General features: G+C 54.9%; 14 protein-coding genes. 10 read left to right on the top strand and 4 right to left on the bottom strand.

The window, feature by feature from the left end:
* Nucleotides 1–84: 84 nt before the first annotated feature.
* From HGAS_RS01915 to HGAS_RS01895, 5 genes are read left to right on the top strand one after another with little or no spacing between them, the layout of a single operon-like run.
* Nucleotides 85–1,674 carry an ABC transporter substrate-binding protein gene (locus tag HGAS_RS01915; RefSeq protein WP_019126246.1) on the top strand — a complete coding sequence of 530 codons (1,590 nt, stop codon included), beginning with the start codon at nt 85–87 and terminating at the stop codon, nt 1,672–1,674.
* A complete protein-coding gene (locus HGAS_RS01910) occupies nt 1,674–2,624 on the top strand; it encodes an ABC transporter permease (RefSeq protein WP_019126245.1) in 951 nt (316 codons plus the stop codon). The genes HGAS_RS01915 and HGAS_RS01910 overlap by 1 nt, the downstream gene beginning before the upstream one ends.
* A complete protein-coding gene (locus HGAS_RS01905; RefSeq protein WP_019126244.1) occupies nt 2,621–3,520 on the top strand; it encodes an ABC transporter permease in 900 nt (299 codons plus the stop codon). The genes HGAS_RS01910 and HGAS_RS01905 overlap by 4 nt, the downstream gene beginning before the upstream one ends.
* Nucleotides 3,517–5,127, top strand: coding sequence for a dipeptide ABC transporter ATP-binding protein (locus HGAS_RS01900; protein ID WP_019126243.1), 1,611 nt, complete (start codon nt 3,517–3,519; stop codon nt 5,125–5,127). Before HGAS_RS01905 ends, HGAS_RS01900 begins: the two co-directional genes overlap by 4 nt.
* Entirely contained in the window at nt 5,120–6,226 is a 1,107-nt protein-coding gene (locus HGAS_RS01895; protein ID WP_019126242.1) for a peptidase C39 family protein, read from the top strand. The genes HGAS_RS01900 and HGAS_RS01895 overlap by 8 nt, the downstream gene beginning before the upstream one ends.
* Here HGAS_RS01895 and HGAS_RS01890 read toward each other — a convergent pair.
* From HGAS_RS01890 to proC, 3 genes are all read right to left on the bottom strand, one after another.
* A complete protein-coding gene (locus tag HGAS_RS01890; protein ID WP_026066571.1) occupies nt 6,204–7,805 on the bottom strand; it encodes an MFS transporter in 1,602 nt (533 codons plus the stop codon). The genes HGAS_RS01895 and HGAS_RS01890 overlap by 23 nt on opposite strands.
* Nucleotides 7,806–8,016: 211 nt before the next feature.
* Entirely contained in the window at nt 8,017–9,378 is a 1,362-nt protein-coding gene (locus HGAS_RS01885; protein WP_019126240.1) for a Na+/H+ antiporter family protein, read from the bottom strand.
* Nucleotides 9,379–9,536: 158 nt separating this feature from the next.
* Nucleotides 9,537–10,343, bottom strand: coding sequence for a pyrroline-5-carboxylate reductase (proC, locus tag HGAS_RS01880; protein ID WP_019126239.1), 807 nt, complete (start codon nt 10,341–10,343; stop codon nt 9,537–9,539).
* 183 nt (nt 10,344–10,526) lie between these two features.
* Here proC and HGAS_RS08380 point away from each other — a divergent pair, with 183 nt between their 5' ends.
* The 3 genes from HGAS_RS08380 (at nt 10,527) to holA (ending at nt 13,852) form a co-directional block, all read left to right on the top strand.
* Nucleotides 10,527–11,315 carry a ComEA family DNA-binding protein gene (locus tag HGAS_RS08380; RefSeq protein ID WP_081581499.1) on the top strand — a complete coding sequence of 263 codons (789 nt, stop codon included), beginning with the start codon at nt 10,527–10,529 and terminating at the stop codon, nt 11,313–11,315.
* A gap of 227 nt (nt 11,316–11,542) precedes the next feature.
* Nucleotides 11,543–12,808, top strand: a complete 1,266-nt coding sequence (locus tag HGAS_RS01870; RefSeq protein WP_019126237.1) for a ComEC/Rec2 family competence protein — start codon at nt 11,543–11,545, stop codon at nt 12,806–12,808.
* 72 nt (nt 12,809–12,880) lie between these two features.
* Nucleotides 12,881–13,852: a DNA polymerase III subunit delta gene (holA, locus tag HGAS_RS01865; RefSeq protein ID WP_019126236.1), complete on the top strand. Its 972-nt coding sequence runs from the start codon at nt 12,881–12,883 to the stop codon at nt 13,850–13,852.
* A 33-nt stretch (nt 13,853–13,885) separates the two neighbouring features.
* Here the strand turns inward: holA and HGAS_RS01860 are convergent, their stop codons facing one another.
* Entirely contained in the window at nt 13,886–14,467 is a 582-nt protein-coding gene (locus HGAS_RS01860) for a 1-acyl-sn-glycerol-3-phosphate acyltransferase (protein ID WP_019126235.1), read from the bottom strand.
* 190 nt (nt 14,468–14,657) lie between these two features.
* Between HGAS_RS01860 and HGAS_RS01855 the strand changes: the two genes are divergently transcribed.
* Together HGAS_RS01855 and HGAS_RS01850 are read left to right on the top strand one after the other, a co-directional pair.
* A complete protein-coding gene (locus tag HGAS_RS01855; protein WP_019126234.1) occupies nt 14,658–17,222 on the top strand; it encodes a bifunctional lysylphosphatidylglycerol flippase/synthetase MprF in 2,565 nt (854 codons plus the stop codon).
* Nucleotides 17,215–18,477, top strand: a complete 1,263-nt coding sequence (locus HGAS_RS01850) for an alpha/beta hydrolase (protein WP_019126233.1) — start codon at nt 17,215–17,217, stop codon at nt 18,475–18,477. The genes HGAS_RS01855 and HGAS_RS01850 overlap by 8 nt, the downstream gene beginning before the upstream one ends.
* The last annotated feature ends 29 nt before the right edge of the window (nt 18,478–18,506 follow it).

The following is an 18,506-nucleotide window of genomic DNA, read 5'->3' as shown; positions in this document are numbered from 1 at the left end:
GGCACAACTCGCCAAGGGAGCTGTTGACCCATATCGTTATGTTTGTGCACTTCCGTGCGCGCCAAAGGAACAAAGGAGAATTGGATGCCAGCATCACGCATCACCATGAAAGCAGCCGCTCTTGTCTCAGCCGCTGTCCTTATGTGTACCTCGCTGGCAGCCTGTGCGCCGAAGAATGCCTCTTCGACGCAATCCTCGAGCAAGGCAGGGACAATTACGGTCGGTCTCCCGGGTTCTTTGTCGACCCTGGATACCGCCCACGAAACCGGAATTATCAACTACTACGTTGCACAGGTGACCTCTGAAGGTCTGCTCGCTGTCGATAAGGATGGCAGGCTGGTTCCGGCAATTGCGACGGCTTACCACACGGATGATGCGAAAACCTGGGTATTCCAGATCCGTCAGGACGCGAAGTTCCAAGACGGTAACCCCGTGACCATTGAAGATATTCTCTTCTCGATCAACATTGCTAAGAATCCCGAAAAGTCGCCTTCTTCGGCCGTGTACTGGACGGCAGGTATCGAGGCCGCGCAGACCGGAGAGTGGGAAATTACCATTACCCTTCCTTCTCCGGCTGAGAATTTCGGGTGGACCGTGACGGCAAACGGTGGCCTGTGGATCACCGAAAAGTCCTTCTACGAGGCCGCACAGTCCTATGGTTCCTCCAAGGATCTCATCATGGGTACCGGCCCCTACAAGGCGACCTCTTTCCAGCCCGATTCGAAGGCCGTTTTTGAAAAGAGCGGTACCTGGTGGGGCGGCGATACTCCTGCACAGAAGATCGAGTTTGATTTCTTCTCAGATGAGAATGCTCGACTCTTGGCTCAGCGAAGCGGCCAGATCGATATCGCCACGCAGCTTCCCACCGATCAGGTCTCTCAGTTTGAATCCATCGATGGGGTCAAGGTTCTCACCGAATCTGACCGTTCCTATGTGGGTCTGACCTTTGATCAAGGCGTGGCACCTTTCGACGACATTCATGTTCGTAAGGCTGTCGCTCATGCCGTTGACCGCAAGGCAATCGTTGAATCTATCCTTAAGGGACGAGGAGAGGTTGCGACTGCAATCGAACCCAATGACCAGCTGGGCAGCGAGATCGGCATCGATAAGGCGCGTGAGCTTCAGGCACATCTGCCCATCGATTCCTTCAGCATGGACCAAGCACGTGCAGAGCTTGCACAGTCTAAGGTTCCCAACGGTTTTGATACGGAACTGACCTACCCCGCATCGATCCCCGAGATGGGCTCTGCGGCGCTGGCAATCGCTGATAACCTCAAGCAGATCGGCATCAACGTCACGGTAACTTCCAAGCCCATCGAAGAATGGATCTCTAAGGTGGGAACTGGTGAGTACGGTCTCTACTACATGAGCTACACCTCAACGACCGGTGATCCCGCAGAGGTTGCAGGCTGGTTGCTCGGACCCGATAACCCCGCACGCTACAAGAACGAACAGGTTCAGGGTCTCATCGCCTCTTCCACGGCTGAGACGGATCCGTACAAGCGTGTTGAGCAAATCGTTGCAGCAGAAAAAATCGCTCAGGAAAACACGATCTACTCGCCGATCTGGTGGGGCAAGACCTCGACCGCATTCTCGAAGACCGTTACACCGAATAACTACACGTCCTACTTCTTCATGACCCCCTGGGCCGCGTCCCTGAACGTCACGAAGTGATGGCACATTTCTTCGCACGACGCCTCGCGGGGTTCGCGGCGGTGTTGCTGGCCTTATCCTTCATCATCTTCTCTTTGCTGGACTTGGTTCCCGGAGACCCGGTGAAGATTCTGGTTGGCACTCGCCGCCTCACCCCCGAGGTGCGTGCTGCTATTACCGCCCAATACGGGCTGGATGAGCCGCTACTTTTGCGCTATTGGCATTGGTTGCTTCGAGCGCTCACGGGGGATTTTGGCAACTCCGTGCGCTCTGCAACTCCCGTTACTGACGTCCTCGCCTCACGCGTTGGATTAACCACGATGCTGACTCTGATGGCATTTGTTTTGGCCATCTGCGTCGGTGTACCACTGGGAATTTGGGCTGCTCGATGTGCCGGGAGCTGGGTGGACCGCTCCATTATCGGCTGGAGTGTGGTTGGTATTTCTGCACCGGGTTTCGCCTTGGGCCTTGTGCTGCTTTATGTTTTCGGACTCATGCTGGGCTGGTTCCCGATTTTCGGAGCAGGTGAGGATTTCCTGGATTCCTTGTGGCATCTTGCTCTACCGGCGATTGCACTAGCCACGGGCATCGGCGCAATGATTATTCGAATTACTCGCGCCGCAGTCGTGGCGGAACTCAGCCAGGATTATGTGACCTTCGCGCGCTCGAGGGGTCTTCCTTCGCGGCGTATCACTCGCATGTACCTGCGTGCGGCTTCCTTACCGATCATTACCTCCGCGGGTCTGATCTTGGGGACTCTTTTTGGCTCAACGGTTTTGGTTGAAGAAGCCTTCTCTCTTCCCGGGCTGGGTCAGCTTTTGGCCGATTCGATTACGTATAAGGATGTGCCTGTCGTCCAGGCGATTGCGCTCTTGGTAGCAGTGATCATCATCGCGGTGACATTTATTGTCGACCTTGCAGCTTTCATTGTTGATCCGCGTCAAAAGCTTGAAGAGGGAGGTGTCGCATGAGCGATCGCGCACCGTCTCAGGGCGCCGAGGCCAACGCCGAAGTTCCCGCTGGACGTTTCCGTTCCTCAGCACGAGGCCTTGCCCGCGCAATGCGATCAGTCCCGGGCTCCGTCGTTCTTTCCTTCATTATTTTGATCGCAGTCGCAGTATGCGTCTTTTTCTCCCCACTGATCGTTCCCAATGCTCTGGGGCAAGATGTTTCTTTAGGGGTGAGCCCGGCGGGGACTCCCGGTCATATTTTTGGAACCGACAAAGTCGGACGTGACATTCTCGCATTGACGATTGCGGGTGCACGCTCCGCTGTCATCGGTCCGCTGGTGATTGCTGGCGGTTCGATGATCTTGGGACTGATTTTTGGAATGACCGCCGGCTGGTGGGGAGGCTGGTGGGATGCCCTTGTATCTCGTTCTTGCGAAATCCTGCTCTCAATGCCGGTGACTCTGTTGGCAATCGTCGTTGCAGGCGTAATTGGTGGTTCCTATTGGGTTACGGTCGGCGTACTGATCATTTTGTTTGCGCCTTCCGATATCCGGATGATTCGTGCCGCCACTCTTCAACAAAAGCCACAGCCCTATATTGAATCTGCGCAGGTTCTGGGCTTGTCTTCGCCTCGTATCCTCGGAGTTCATATTCTGCCGAATATCACTCCTATCGTGTGGGCAAACCTCTTTGTCAACGTTGCTTTTGCGCTTGTGTCGCTCTCTGGACTGTCATACCTAGGATTTGGTGTCGGTGCGCAAGACGCAGACTGGGGACGTCAGCTTGCCGATGGACGTTTTATTCTCAACCAGAATCCTGCGGCCTGTGTTGTCGCCGGCCTTGCCATCATCATTACGGCAACCGCAATCAATATCGCAGGTGATTGGTGGAGCGAAAGGCAGGAGGTGCGCTCGTGAGTGAGAATCAGGGCCTTATTGCCTCGCATATTAGCGTCACCCGAGATGACGGGCAGATCCTTGTTGATGATGTCTCGATTCACGCAGAAGCCGGACGCACCCTAGTTATCGTGGGTGAGTCAGGTGCCGGAAAATCCATGCTTGCACGAACCATTTGTGCGCTCACTCCCCATACTTTGAGCGCCCAAGGGCAAGTCACCTTGGGTGGACGCGAGTTTGATATCGTCCGTCAGGCGCGTGCCTTTAAAGCACTTCGGGGCAAAGGGATTGTCTGGCTTCCGCAAGATCCTTTTACCTCGCTGTCTCCTACCCAGCGTTGTAGCACACAGATTATTGCCGACACACGTTTGCCGAAGCACGCGCGGGATGAACGTGTTCGTGAGCGTCTTCGCGAAGTCGGACTTCCTGAACGCGTTGCTCAGGCTTACCCCCAAGAACTCTCGGGAGGTATGCGCCAACGTGTTGCGATCGCTGCAGCCCTAGATTCTTCACCCGGAGTTTTCATTGCGGATGAGCCGACAACTGCTTTGGATGTGACGACTCAAAAGGAAATTCTTGATCTTCTGAGTGAACTGCGTGAAAGCCGATCGATGGCCCTCATCCTGATCACTCACGATCTTGCTTTGGCACGCGAATACGGCGATGAAGTGGTTGTGATGCGCCACGGGAAGGTTGTCGAATCGGGAAGCGTTGAGAAAGTATTTACTCACCCCGAAAACGACTACACTCGTCAGCTCGCAGCCGCCGAGCCTCGACTGGATGGTCCAAATCCCCGTTCTTTCACGGGAGAATCCCAAGCGGACACCTCTTCGGATACTGCCTCGGAAAAGAATGATGTTGCGCCTGCTTTGGTTGATGCACGGGACTTAGTCAAAATTTTCCGCGGACGCAGCCGCAGGGATCAGCATGTGGCAGTCGATGGAGTTTCGCTCTCTATCGCACACCAAGAATCCGTTGGAATTGTTGGTGAATCCGGATCCGGGAAGACCACCCTTGCACGTCTGATTATCGGTTTGGAAAAGCCAGATTCTGGAAGTATCGACGTCAATGGCACACCACGGGAGAAATTACGCGGTGCCTCTGAAGGTGGACGCCCCCCAATGGGGATCGTTTTCCAAAACCCGTATTCTGCCCTCAATCCGGCACGCACTATCGGCGCTACCCTTGCTGAGGCTCTGCGCGTAGGTGGTCGTTCAGCTAATGAGGTGTCGAGCCTCTTGGAGTCTGTGGGCCTTCCGGCCTCCTACGCAAAGCGCTATCCCGCGCGCCTTTCTGGCGGGGAACGGCAGCGTGTTGCCATCGCCCGTGCTTTGGCGACGCGACCGCAGCTCTTGATTTGCGACGAGGCGGTCTCAGCCTTGGATGTGTCTGTACAGGCCTCTGTTTTGGAGCTTTTGCTCCAACTTCAACACCAGCAGGGCTTCGCATTGCTTTTTATCACTCACGACCTTGCCGTGGCGCGCCAGATGTGTGATCGCCTTGTTGTGATGAAGGATGGACGCATCGTTGAGGAGGGTGCAACCGAGGATATCCTTCATTCACCAACCCAGGAATACACCCGGGTCTTGCTTGCCGCAGTACCTGGCCAAGGGAGCGACGATGACTGAGACGATTTCGCAGATACCGATTGAATCTGGTGACAACAGCTACAAGCGTCTGCTCGCTTTAGGCGTTCCTGAAGAGCGCGCGAAAGATTGGGCGCGTCTTGGCCCCAAGATGCGTGCGACCTTGTGGACTAATGGGTCGGTGGGAGTATGGGAAGTCCACCGTGAACTCTCTGCGCATCTGCGCATTGCAGGATGGACTCTTCTCAATAACGCTCAGGTGGTAGGTGAAGCCGAACAAACCCGTCGCCTGCGCGAGATTGTATTGGGACTCTGTGATGAGATGCGCTCGCGTCGCTTCCCGCTGATGAAAGCTGACTCATGGGCGGATGAGGGGATTTTTGTTGATGTCCTCCGCTCGATTGGTTTTGAGCAGGTCACGATCAACGGGAACCCCCATCCCATTGAAAATGACCGAGATTACTCCCATAGTGGCTGGCTTCTATGGAACCCTGATTTTGCACGAGAAAGTGCGAATTTGCTAGTCCCTCCCTACGAACACCAGAAGACGGATTTTACCTGCGGTCCAGCAAGTGCTCTTATGACACTTGGCGAAATCGAAGGAGATCCGCACACTGATTTCGTCAATGAACTGGATCTATGGCGTCAGGCAACCTACTCGGGGGGAGTCGGCCACTTTGGCCTGGCCTCGGCACTGGCGGACCACGGCGCACAGGTTGAAGTTCTTGCAACGACTTCTGAACCCATCGTGGGGATTTCAAAAACCACGATGCTGGGCAAGCGGGCGCGGGTCGCTCTTCACAGCGAACATATGACTCGTGCACGCGAATTGGGAGTTTCTTCCCAGGTGAGGGAACTGTCGGTAGAAGACATCACTTCAGCCTTGGACGCAGGTAAGCATGTTATTGCCCTTGTAGACCTTGCCCCGCTTAATGGTGAAGATACCCCGCACTGGCTGCTGATTTGGGGGCGTGTCGGAGACTTCTTCTTGATTCACGACCCTTGGTACGACGAGGAGTTTGGGGAGACATGGGTGGAAACCTATGTCCAGCCCCTCCATACACGCGACCTATGGGAGGCGGCGCAGTGGGCTGATGACACCCATGAGCGCGCGCTCCTTACAGTCCGTACTTCTCGCTGAAGTTCTTCTCGAAGGTCTCCAAAGAGATTCCACGGGTCTCCGGGACGATAAAGAGATAGAAACACAGGGAAACCACGTTGATCAATCCGAAGATCGCGTAGGTCCATGTCGCACCCAGGTGAGTAATCATGACGGGGAAGACCCAGGTCACCACTGCGTTCATCAGCCATCCGCAGCCGACCGCAAAACCCTGAGCAACGCCTCGAATCCTCGATGGGAAAATCTCTGATACCAGAACCCAGTTGACTGTTCCTGACTGTTTGGCGAAGACGAAAAGCGAAACGAGGACGACAACCAGCCACGGAAGGTAGGCGGGAATCGAAGCCGAAATGCTGCCATCAGCCTGTACGTAAGGGGATATGCCCACGCCGAAGATGATCGCCAGGCTGAAGAGCGAAAGAGTCACGCCTGTTTCTTGGTAAATACCGACGTGACGACGCGCGAGCTTTGACACCAAATAGAGGCCGAAACCTGCACCCGCACACGCGACCGCGCCCGTAATGACATTTAAGGTAATCGAATCAGCGGCCGAGAAACCTGCCGCAGCGAGGATCTTGGGGAGGTAGTACATTGCGGTATTAATACCGGTCAGCTGATCGAAACAGGCGAGGCCAACACCGATCAACAGCAGGCGCCGGGTCCAGGCCACCGATGCTGTGCGTCGAAGTGACCAGTGTCCCTGTGCGTCTTCTCTTTGCTGGAGTTGGGCGATTTGCGCGATCTCCTCGCTGAGGTTATCGAGCTTGGGATCGCGAATTCGCTTAAGCGCCCCAATGGCCTCGTAATAGCGATCTTTCGAGGCGTACCAGCGCCCTGACTCTGGCATGAGACGCATACCCAGCCACAGGCAGACTGCTGGGATCGTTGCAAGAACGAGCATCCAGCGCCAGGCCATCCCATCACCGGCAGTAATGACCGCGCTGCTCACGTTTTGAACCTGATCCCAGGAATACCACTGTCCGGCAGTGAGAGTCCCCGAAGGGTCTTCACTGACGTAGACCTGGGGGCCTCCGTGCGCGCTAGAGAGGATCGCGTTCATCGAGTAGGCCAGCAATTGTCCGGCGACGATCATGAACTGGTCAAGTGCGATCAGAGATCCGCGCACGCGCGTGGGCGCAGATTCGGCTAGGTACACGGGGACTGTCGCGGAGGCGCCGCCAACAGCAATGCCCAAGATGAAACGGAAAAGATAGAGTACTGCGATATTTGGGGCAAAGGTACAGCCCAAAGTTCCCAGAACAAAAATGCCCGCAAGGAGCAAGATGTTGTGGCGTCTTCCGTAGCGGTCGGAGAGGCGCCCGCCGGCGATTGCTCCGATTGCTGCGCCTAGGGCAAGGCAGGCCCCTACCAGGCCCTCTTGGAATTCATTAATTCCGAGGCCGCCGGCAATGCGCGGCATATACATGTAGGGCAGGGCTCCAGCAATAACGCCCGTGTCATAGCCGAAAAGAAGAGAACCAAAGGTTGCGACCCCCGCAAGGAAGGCGATCGAACGCTTGGGGCCGGATGCCGGAGTCTCATCAATGAGTTTCTCCAAATCCTTTTGGCTTGACCGTGTAGCGGGCGAAGTAGAAGTCATGGGGTCTATTGTGCAACTTGGATCGCGTGTACATGCAAGTTTTCAGCAAAATGTGCAAACGTTCATTGGCAATGAACGGGTGACCATGCCGACGGAAGATAAATCCTGCATATAACGCGGCGGATAAGAAACCTACCGGACTAGAGACGGCGCGAGGCCGGGGAAGCGCGTACGCTCACCCCGGCCTCGAGAATAGGGATCGTGATCTTATTTAGAGGACCATCGCCGCAATCCATCCGCCAATCAAGTGCGGAACGTTGTAGTGCAAGAAGGTCGGGATCACCGTGTCCCGCATGTGGTCGTGCTGACCATCGACGTTGAGTCCCGCTGTCGGGCCGAGCGTCGAGTCTGATGCGGGTGAGCCGGCGTCACCCAGCGCTCCAGCGGTGCCGATGATCGCCACCGTTGCCATGGGGGAGAAGCCCAGCGTGAGACACAGAGGCACGTAGATCGCAGAGATGATCGGCAGGGTCGAGAAGGACGAACCGATACCCATGGTGATCACGAGGCCGACGAGGAGCATGATGATTGCCGCAAGGACCTTTGAACCATTGAAGAGTGCTGCGGTTCCATCAACCAAAGGCTTAATCTGACCGGATTCGTTGAGGACTGAGGCGTATCCCTGAGCGGTGATCATGATCAAGCCGATGAGGCTCATCATCTTCATGCCGCCGCTGAAGACATCGTCAGCCTGCTGCCAGGGGACAACACGCATGAAGAGCATCATACAAAGACCCACCAAGGAACCAACGAGTAGCGGATCGGCCTCCGAATCCATTCGCGTGAGCACGGTCTGAATGACGAAGCACACGACAAGGGCAGCCACCGCGGCCCAGACCTTCTTCATGTCAATCGGCTTGTCTTCAGAAGAGGCGAAGGAGGAGTCACGCTGTTCGTAGGTGCGCGGCTTGCGGTAGGTGAAGAGAAGTGCGATCGCACAACCGATTGCCATTGAAGCCGCGGGAATCGCCATTGCTGCCATGGGGTTGACAGAAGACACGTCCATGCCGGCGTCGTTGATGTTCTTGTAGAGAATGTCGTGCAAGAAGATTCGCCCGAAGCCGATGGGGAAGAACATGTAGGCAGTGACGATACCGAAGGTAATTGCACAGGCAATCATGCGGCGGTCCATCTTGAGCTCATTCATCACGCCAATGAGTGGCGGAATAAGGAGCGGAATGAAGGCGATGTGAATGGGGATCAGGTTTTGGCTCATGACACCCATGATGAGGACGCCTCCGACGATTCCCCATTTGGCGCCGCGAGCAACTCGCGCGGAGCTCGCTGCATCCGCGTTGCGCATGCGGTTCACGATTGTGCGTGCGAGCAGGGCAGGTAGGCCTGAGTGAGCGACCGCCATAGCAAAAGCGCCGAGTAGGGCATAGGAGAGGGCGATTTTCGCGCCTCCTGCCAGGCCGGTTTGGAAAGCGACCATCGTGCCAGAGATTCCCATTCCGGCGACAAGGCCGGCGACGATCGAGGCGACAAAAAGAGAGATTACGACGTGCACTCGAGCAAGGCTCAGAGCCAGCATGACGATCACCGAGAGGACGACTGCATTCAACAAAAGCATGACTATTCCAAGAAATTATGTGTGAAAAACTGATGTGGATAAGGAGCAAAAGCTTCAGTCGGGTGCGAAGTTAAAAACGGGATGCGCGAGCTTAAGTGAAGGCTGCGACAAATCTTCGCGGGCGCGGGAGATTATCCTGACGGCGTCTCGTGACGACGTCAGCCAAGATGATGGTCGCGCTCAACAGCAGCGTCGACCGCCGCGACGATCGCGGAGGAAAGACCTGCCTCTTGGGCGGCGAGGAGACCAGCAATAGTGGTGCCACCCGGAGAAGAAACCCGATCAATAAGGTTTGCGGGTACTTGCCCATTCTCGAGGCCGCGAAGCAGCAATTGTGCGCTTCCTGCAAAAGCTTGGGCGACGATGCGCGTCGAATCAGCCTTGGTGAGGCCGTGGTTGACGCCGGCCTCGGCCATGGCATCGATCATGCGGAAAATCCACGCAGGAGAGGAAGAAGCGATCGCTGTAAAAACAGGGAAGTACTTCTCATCTAGCACGATCGTTTGGCCAACCGAATCCAGAAGTTTACGCGCCGCAGCAAGCTGTTCGTCCGTTGTCCCTACCGGGCAGAGGGCACTCATTGACTGGCCGATCTGCGCATTGACATTGGGCATCACGCGGACCAAGGGAATGGCTGCTCCAAAATCCGAAATGATCTGATCTGTTGTACGGCCCGCGGCAATAGAAATGACGCAGAGTTCCTTGGCAAAAAGAACAGTCTCGCGGATCTCACGAATGACCTCCGACTGGACATTCGGTTTCACTGCAAGGACCAAAAGATCACTCTGCTGAGCAACCAGACGGTTTGATGCGAGTGCAACGCCTCCCAGCTCATCAGCCAAGTCCTCTGCGGCTTGGTGGTGTCGATCAGCGAACATCAGATCCGAGCCGCTGAAGCCAGCGGCCACGGCACCGCGTGCAATAGCTGAGGCCATTGCACCTGTTCCGATGAAGCCGATACGCATGACAGTCCTTGAGTGAGAAGGTGTAGATCTTGGCGTTATTTTAAACACACTTTACGTGTTGATGGCAACAAGGGGTCATTCTTTGTAACGCAAAGCTATCCACAAAAGATGTGAATCAAGGATTCATCCACAGAAGCACCCAAGCACCAAGAACTGGAGTCGAGCGACGGACACACTGAAGGCATGGATTCACACTTTCATTCTCATCTGAGCCGTAGAAGACACTTGGAACGCTTAGTCTTTGCCTCTCAGTCTTCTGAGGCCGATCAAGAAGCAGATAGGAGCGCCGATCGAGAAGCTCCTTGGGATGATGAGGGCCAAAGACAAGGCCTGCGCTGGATCTGGCGGTGGCGTAGCGCTCGAGTATTTATTGTGATCTGCCTATTTCTCGCCCTAATAGCAGGGGCTGTCCACACCTGGAATAGTCGCGTAGAAGAAGACAATCTGTTGGCTTCTGATGCCGAATCTCCGAGTGCACATACCGACAGCGCCGGTTCTATCTCTTCCTCGAGCTCAGGTACTGAGGGCTCCGGTGGGGTCGGAAGTGGACTTAGCGGGCAAGTGATGGTTCATATGACAGGAGAAGTGCGCGCTCCTGGAGTTGTCCGTGTCAGACATGGCTCTCGGGTTTCGGAGGCTGTCGATCAAGCTGGAGGTTTTACGGAAGACGCGGACCGTGACAGCGTTAACCTGGCCAGGTTGGTCGTTGATGGTGAACAGATCAAGGTTCCTTCTCTGAACTCCTCAAAGGCGCAGGATGAAGCTCCGTCGGGTCAAGCTGCAGCCTGTATTGATGTCACTCAAGCAGATGCCCAAACGCTACAGGGACTTGATGGGGTTGGACCGGCACTGGCCGCGCGTATCGTCACCTATAGGAAGTCTCATCCGATCACACGTGTGGACGACTTAGCTGCAGTTCCAGGAATTGGAGCTTCGATACTGGAGAAAATCCGAATTGGTGCCTGCTCGTGAGGGCTTTATCTATTGATATCCGCTTAGTGCCCTTAGCGATTTCATCCTGGCTATGCACCTGGGGTGCGCTGAACAGGGCTCCGCTTCTTATATACACCGGGATATGCATTGCTTTCCTCTTCCCCCTGCTTCTAACCTCAGGAGGACTCCAGGGGTTAGGGAGAGAACGGGTTAGTAAATGCGCTCCTCTTCTCATTGTCACGATATGCCTGTGCTGTACGTGCATTGTGATCTCTTCAAGTCGCGCAACGAGCTGGGAAGACGAAGCGGGGCAGTTATGCCAGCAAGGAAAGGAACTGCGAGATGCTTCCTTTGTTCTGCTTGGTGAAGTGCGTGAGGGAAGGAATACAACAAACAAGAGAAATCAAGCGAGTTACTACGCTCGTGCCCGTTTTCTTGGTAGCAAAGAACACCTGGGTTTTCTCCTTGTATCCACGCGCGAATCTTTGAGAACACTTCGACGCGGAGATCGAGTTCTTGCTAGTGGGACATGCGATCTTCATTGGGCTCACGGCATTCCAAACGTCGGCGCACTTCGAATCAAATCGTGGGAGCGTCTTCTCCCAAACGATCACTGGACTCGTATTTCTCAAAGCGTCAGGAGGAACCTCGAGAAGATCGTTGTGACATTGCCAGAGCACGCACGTGCATTGATACCAGGAATGGCGCTGGGAGATGACCACCAAGCCGGTACTCAAATGCGTGATGATATGAAGACCGTGTCATTTGCGCACCTCACAGCAGTGTCAGGTACTCATATGTCGATTTTGATGATGACAGTTGGTCTTCTTGCAACAAAGAAACGTCGCATAGCAATCATTACCCAATTTTCAGTTCTGGTGATTTTTGCTGGACTTGTTGGCCCCGCTTCTTCGGTACTGCGTTCTTTTGCCGTTAGCGTTATTGGTTTTATTGGAATATGGAGTAATAGGGAAGGGGGAATTTACTCATCCTTGAGCACTGTCATTATCCTTGCCTGCCTGATATCGCCCTACGATGCGTGTGCCTTGGGTTTTACACTCTCTGTGCTTGCAACCTGGGGAGTAAGCGTTCCTGCACGTTGGATTGAGACCGGTGCATCCCAAGTGGCTCCGATTCCGCAACGGATCCAGTCTCTGGTTGGCTGGAGCAGCAAACTCATCAGCGTCCCACTGGGAGCCCAGCTAGCCACGCTCCCGATCATGCTGTCGATGAACTCATGGGTCAGTCCATGGGCAATACCCGCTCAGCTACTTATCGCACCATTGGTGACACCAGTGACTGTAGGGTGTTTTATCTCGGCACTTGCAGCTCAAATATGGCCCGCTCTTGGCTATGTATGCGCGTGGCTGACATCTTGGGGAACAGGGTGGATATCAATGGTTGCCTCCAGATTGTCTGCACTCCCAGGTGCGCGGATCGCGGTGGGAGAGTGGTCTGGTCTTATTACTGCGGTGATCCTTCTCCTGCTGATCTGGGTGGTGAGGGTAAAAATTCGGCGCTTCTCCTCGTAGAGGCAAAGAGAACATGCCACACTTAGAGGGCATTGATTAAGAAATGATGGTGACGATCAGCAAAGGAGAGCTATGGCAGCCAAAACACAAGCGGCACCGGTATCTCCAACACTTGCACCGCTCGTCCTCATCAAAGGAAGCGAAAGCTTACTGGCAGATCGCGCATTAAGCGAGTTACGTCGCCAAGCACATGAGGTTGATCCTGCCCTCGAACGAACAGATCTATCAGCCGGTACCTATCAAGCGGGACAACTCGATGTTTTAACTTCACCTTCGCTTTTTGGCGAAAGCCGAATGATCATCATTTCCGACCTTGAGAATATGACAGACGCCTTAGCGGCTGACCTTCAGGCATATGTATCCGCCCCTGCGGACGATGTGTGGATTTTCATGCGCCATCCGGGCGGCAACGCCCGCGGGAAGAAGCTGCTCGACGCGATTGCCAAGGCCGGATTCCCCGTGATTCCTGCAGAACCTTTGAAGAATGATCGTGACAAACTCGACTTCGTCCGCTCTGATGTACGACAAGCTCATCGCAGCATAGAAACTGAGGCAGCTCAGGCTTTGGTGGATGCCCTAGGTAATGATCTGAGTGCGCTCGCGGCTGCTGTGGCACAGCTCCTCAGCGATGTTGAGGGCAAAATTACGCTTGATGCCGTGCGGAAGTACTACTCCGGACGTGTTGAAGCAACAAGTTTTGAAGTCGCTGATGCGATTATCGATGGACGCGCCGCACGGGCTCTGACTTTGGTTCGCCATGCCTACGCGACCGGAAGCGCACCCGCGCAGCTCGTTGCCGCAATTGCAACGAAATTTCGGGCAATGGCCAAAGTTTCTGCTTCTTCGGGACGAAAGAACTTGGGGATGTCACCCTGGCAGGCAGAACGAGCCCGACGCGAACTTCGCGCATGGCCCGACCCCGCTTTGGCCTCGGCAATCACTGCAATTGCGCAAGCTGACGAAGACACAAAAGGCGCGTCGAAGGACCCGCAGGGCGCGGTTGAGAAACTGGTCATGACCCTGTGTCGGCTTCACCGCGGCTAAAGCACTGACTTAAGTGCAAAAATTCGGGGAACTTTAGTCTTCAGAGTCTTCGTGGCGCAGCCGCGGGACGCAGGTGTTTTCTGGGCGAATCCCCACCAGCCCACTGTAGAAATCGCGGATTTTGTCCATGTCGTTACGGCGATTGCCAGTGAGTCGCATCGGCTCACCCCACCCATAGCGACGCTTCGCACCATCGATGAAACCGGGAACAATCGGAAGATCAGCTTCCATCGCAATTCGGTAGAAACCAGATTTCCAATAGGGACGAACGGAACGGGTTCCCTTCGGGGTAATGACCAGAACGAAATGCTCCTTGGATTCGGCAAGGGAAATGATGTGGTCAACAAGATGCCCCGGATGTTCGCGGTCAACGGGAATCCCGCCAATCGCCTTCACGAAACTTCCAATAACAGGGACATCGGTGAGATTCTTCTTGACCAGGAAGGACACTGGACGCTCGACGGCCCACATCGCCATCACCATGTAGAAGCCGTCCCAATTTGACGTGTGAGGCGCACCGATGACCAAACAGCGATCGGGAAGAGGGAACTCAGGAGCGAAAGTCCATCTTGATAGATGCATGACTGTGTGAGCCAGTGCTTTACGCAATCCCATGTGCGTCCTTTCCTTGTTCTGCCGCAGTTAGTGTACGTGGGATTGACGGAGTTGGGCCTCTCCATGTGAGTGATCCCCCTGAAATTGTCCCTGATTGCACCCTGATAATGGCCTTCTTCGAGTTGAGTTGAGGGCGGCAAGATCTAAGATCAAAAAAGAGAATTGAAGTTTGTCTGCCAGAAGGAGTTTCATGAGTGTCGAAACCGAAGCCAAGGCTGACGAGGCTCCTCAGACGCGTCCGGCATCAGCTTTTTCGCGTGTCTGGAGTCGAGGCGTCCCGCTTCTCCTCAACTGGTTTCGGACTGCTCCATGCTCGATCATCCTGACGCTGATTATCATGCTTGTTGGGATCGCTGCCCACTTTAGCCACGGTCATTGGAATCAATCTCTTGCCGCGCAGGGCGGTGCAATTCGGCCGTTCACCATTGTGACGACGGTTGTGTGGAGTCCGTCGATTGGCATGATGATCAATGCCGCTCTCATGATGGCGATCATCGGCAGCCTTCTTGAACGTTTCCTCGGCTCGCGAATTTGGCTTCTTTCTGCGGTCATCTCCCTTCCCATGTCTTTAGCGGGGATGTGGGCTTTCGTCGCTCTAGTAAAGGGAATCTCTCAGAGCGGTCTGTACCCGCTGGTCAGTGGTCCGTTGACAGGAGCGAGCCTGATCCTCACTGCCTTGCTTGGAACCGCGAGCGCAAAGATGGATCGCCTATGGGCGTGGCGTACTCGAATCGGCGCCCTTGTCGTCTTGGGCGCTCTCTTGGCATTTTCTTCGACTGCGGGTGCACTGGCACGTCTAATCGCTTTCCTATGCGGGTGGATCATCGGTGGTTTCACGATTGGCTGGTCGAACCGAGGACGTTCGATGCTGGGAATTGGAGATCCGGTCCGTCGAGTGATCCCCTTGGTGATCACTGCCGCTACCTTGGGAGCGGTGAGCTCGATCTGGAATTTCAGCAGCCATGGTTTCCTAGCTTTTGATCGCGCTGCTTTTTCTCCCGAGCTTGCCATCCAGCAGTATATGTGGGCGCTGTGCCAGCAAAGCAGCGATCCCATGAGCTGTGTCAAAGAGATTTACGGCAATTCTTTGATGCTTTATGCGCCGTTAATCTTGGCCTCGATTCCTTTCGTGGTTCAGTTGGTTTTGGCTTTTGGACTTTTCCGAGGCCGTCGTGGCGCTTGGGTGGGCACGCTACTTCTTCAGAGCGTGCTCGCGATTATTGGCGTCGCGCAGATCATGGTTTTCGCGCTTTCGGTGAATGAAGCACAGGGATTCGACGGCGATGACTTATTTATCGCGCCAATTCACATGAGTAAGCTTCTCATCAGCGTTGCTTTCCCCCTGGCGACGCTTCTGCTGACCGCATGGAATTCCTCTGCGTTCCAGGTACGCATTGCCCGACGCTACTGGGGACACAGTGCATGTGTCATTGCTGTTGCTGCTGTGATTGGCACGCTCGTTGCGCTTGCCATTGGGGTTTTAATTCCCGACCAGTTTGTTCCCGAAGCGGATTTACTAAGTCTTTTTGAAGCCTACGTTGTCTCATACGCTCCTGCTGGTGCACAGTGGCTCATTGATACTCCGATCTATGCGACAACCTTCCTTGCCTCGATTTCGACAGTCTGGATTCCCACGCTGGTGTGGATTGTCATTGCTGTTTGCCTTCTTAAGGTTTTCCTTGCACCGGTTGAGCTGCAGCATGATGCTCGTGACGAGTTAATTGGTCTTCTTCGCCAGCACGGCGCAGGCTCTTTGGGGTGGATGCTCGCATGGCCGGGAAACTCCACGTGGATTAGTCCTGACCAACGCGCTGCAGTGTCCTACCGTCAAGAATCTGGCGTGGCGCTGACACTGACGCAATGTGCCGCAGCGGATGAGGATATTCCAGCAGTGATTTCACAATTCGCACGCTTTGCAAGCGATGCAGCACTGACCCCGGCGTTCTATTCGGTCCACGAAGAGTGGGCGCGAGAAGCGCATCGTTTAGGCTGGTCCACCGTCAAGGTTGCTGAGGAAGCCATCATTGATCTGGGTGATCTTGCCTTCAAGGGTAAGAAATTCCAGGATGTACGCACCGCTTTCAATCATGCAAAGCGCGAGGGAATCCGAGCCGAATGGGCGTCATATCCAAGTCTGTCCCCTCAACTGAAGCAACAGGTTGATGCGATCTGCCAGGCATGGGCCGACGAAAAGGCCCTTCCTGAGATGGGCTTTACCCTGGGCGGTCTGCGCGAAATTAATGATTCGGATACGCGCCTTCTACTGGCTCTTGATGAAGAAGAGCGTATCCATGCGGTGACCTCGTGGATGCCCGTCCACTCGGGTGGCAAAGTGATCGGCCTGACCCTAGATGTGATGCGTCGAGATGACTCTGGTTTCCGTTTGGCCATTGACTTTCTCATTGGCCAAGCTGCTCTTCTTGCACAAGATGAGGGACTTCAGTTCATTTCCCTGTCCGGTGCACCTCTAGCAGAATCGGGCCAGTGCGAGGAGAGCGCAGAACTGGCAGATTCACGCTTCGCTTTTGCCCCCGTTCTTGATGTGATGGGGAGCGTGATGGAACCCGTTTATGGTTTCCGCTCCTTGCTTGCCTACAAGAAGAAATTCCAGGTTCGTTTCGTCCCCCTGTATCTCGCAATTCCCGATATCGCGAATGCGCCTGCAGTCGGTCTGGCAATTGCTCATGCTTATTTGCCAAACATGAGTGCAGTCAGTGCTGTGGGGGTCGCGGCAAAGCTGGTGTCACGTGATTAGTTTCCTCAAGCTATTTCCACTTCTGCGCGTATGGATTCTGCCGATCGCTGCAGCCTTGATCCTTGCAGCCGCTGCCTGGGTGTGGTTTTTTGTTATGAAGCCGCTTTCCCTCAAGGCGCGCTTTGTGAGCGCTTTTGGCGGTGCCATCGTTCTTGTCATTGTTCATCACCTTGTCGAAAGGGTTTGGCATCCGGTCGCCGAGGGATTGGGACGCGTGACATGGCTGTGGGCGGCGCCAGCCCTTATTGCTGCGGTGATGATTATCGTTGCCCTGTTTCGCCGCCGTCACTGGATTCGTCGCTTTCTAGCTGGGGTGTGCGTGTGGATGCTCATGGCCATTGGAGCTGCACTGGGGATTAACTATCATTTCGAGGCCTATCCCACCATGGCGGAAGTCGTTGGTGGGGGAGTACAGACAATTTCTTGGGATGAACTAAAAAGCCCTGATGATGCTGCCGCTCTGGCGCGCAGTGCAGAGGGGGCGTTTGTCCGTGTGAACATTCCCGCCTCGGATTCCTCTTTCACCCCTCGGCAAGCCATTGTTTATCTTCCACCGTCGTATTTCAAAGATCCCAGTGCGCAGCTCCCGGTCATTGTGCTGATGTCTGGCCAGCCCGGTACGCCTCAAGATTGGCTTGTTTTGGGCAAACTTCCCCAGACGATGGATCAATTTGCATCGCGGCATGATGGTCGTGCTCCCATCGTTGCTGTTGTGGATGTCTACGGCAGTCAAACAGCGAATCCTCTGTGCTCCGACACCTCGCATGGGAAAGTTGCGACCTATGTGCAAAAGGATGTCCCGGGCTGGCTGCACACTAATCTTCCCGTCTCTTCTGATCCGGGACAGTGGGCCGTTGCTGGTCTTTCATCGGGAGGGACCTGTGCGCTCCAAGTGGTGACCCGCGCTCCCGATTTGTATCGCAGCTTCCTTGACATGTCAGGCGAAGCGCATCCGCAACTCGGTAATGAAGAGCGAACGATTTCGGATGGATTTGATGGCTCTCGAGAGCTCTATGAAGCGAATGATCCCGTGCATCTGATGAGCCACAATCGCTATGAGCAAAGCGCGGGCATTATCTCGTGGGGCGACTCTGATACCGCCTTTAAAGAAGGTCTCATCGAGGTCGATCACGCCGCGGAGAAATCGGGGATGAGCATTGAGACGCGAACCTATCCGGGCGGACACTCCTGGAAGGTGTGGAGCGCGGCCTTCGAAGACGGATTGCCGTGGCTCGCACAGCGTTTCGGGCTGTAGGAACCACGGCAATCGAGAGAGATTTTCGT

The organism is Actinomyces sp. ph3, from assembly GCF_000308055.1.
In the GTDB taxonomy this organism is placed as follows: Bacteria; Actinomycetota; Actinomycetes; order Actinomycetales; family Actinomycetaceae; genus Pauljensenia.
The sequence above is the reverse complement of the archived record's forward strand: the minus strand, read 5'-3'. Positions and strand labels throughout refer to the sequence as shown.

Excerpts from the sequence above, each read along its gene's own strand:
- HGAS_RS01885 (WP_019126240.1), bottom strand. The coding sequence starts at position 9,378 with ATGCTTTTGTTGAATGCAGTCGTCCTCTCGGTGATCGTCATGCTGGCT.
- HGAS_RS01890 (WP_026066571.1), bottom strand. The coding sequence starts at position 7,805 with ATGACTTCTACTTCGCCCGCTACACGGTCAAGCCAAAAGGATTTGGAG.
- holA (WP_019126236.1), top strand. The coding sequence starts at position 12,881 with ATGGCAGCCAAAACACAAGCGGCACCGGTATCTCCAACACTTGCACCG.
- HGAS_RS01910 (WP_019126245.1), top strand. The coding sequence starts at position 1,674 with ATGGCACATTTCTTCGCACGACGCCTCGCGGGGTTCGCGGCGGTGTTG.
- HGAS_RS01895 (WP_019126242.1), top strand. The coding sequence starts at position 5,120 with ATGACTGAGACGATTTCGCAGATACCGATTGAATCTGGTGACAACAGC.
- HGAS_RS01905 (WP_019126244.1), top strand. The coding sequence starts at position 2,621 with ATGAGCGATCGCGCACCGTCTCAGGGCGCCGAGGCCAACGCCGAAGTT.
- HGAS_RS01915 (WP_019126246.1), top strand. The coding sequence starts at position 85 with ATGCCAGCATCACGCATCACCATGAAAGCAGCCGCTCTTGTCTCAGCC.
- HGAS_RS01855 (WP_019126234.1), top strand. The coding sequence starts at position 14,658 with ATGAGTGTCGAAACCGAAGCCAAGGCTGACGAGGCTCCTCAGACGCGT.
- HGAS_RS01860 (WP_019126235.1), bottom strand. The coding sequence starts at position 14,467 with ATGGGATTGCGTAAAGCACTGGCTCACACAGTCATGCATCTATCAAGA.
- proC (WP_019126239.1), bottom strand. The coding sequence starts at position 10,343 with ATGCGTATCGGCTTCATCGGAACAGGTGCAATGGCCTCAGCTATTGCA.
- HGAS_RS08380 (WP_081581499.1), top strand. The coding sequence starts at position 10,527 with ATGGATTCACACTTTCATTCTCATCTGAGCCGTAGAAGACACTTGGAA.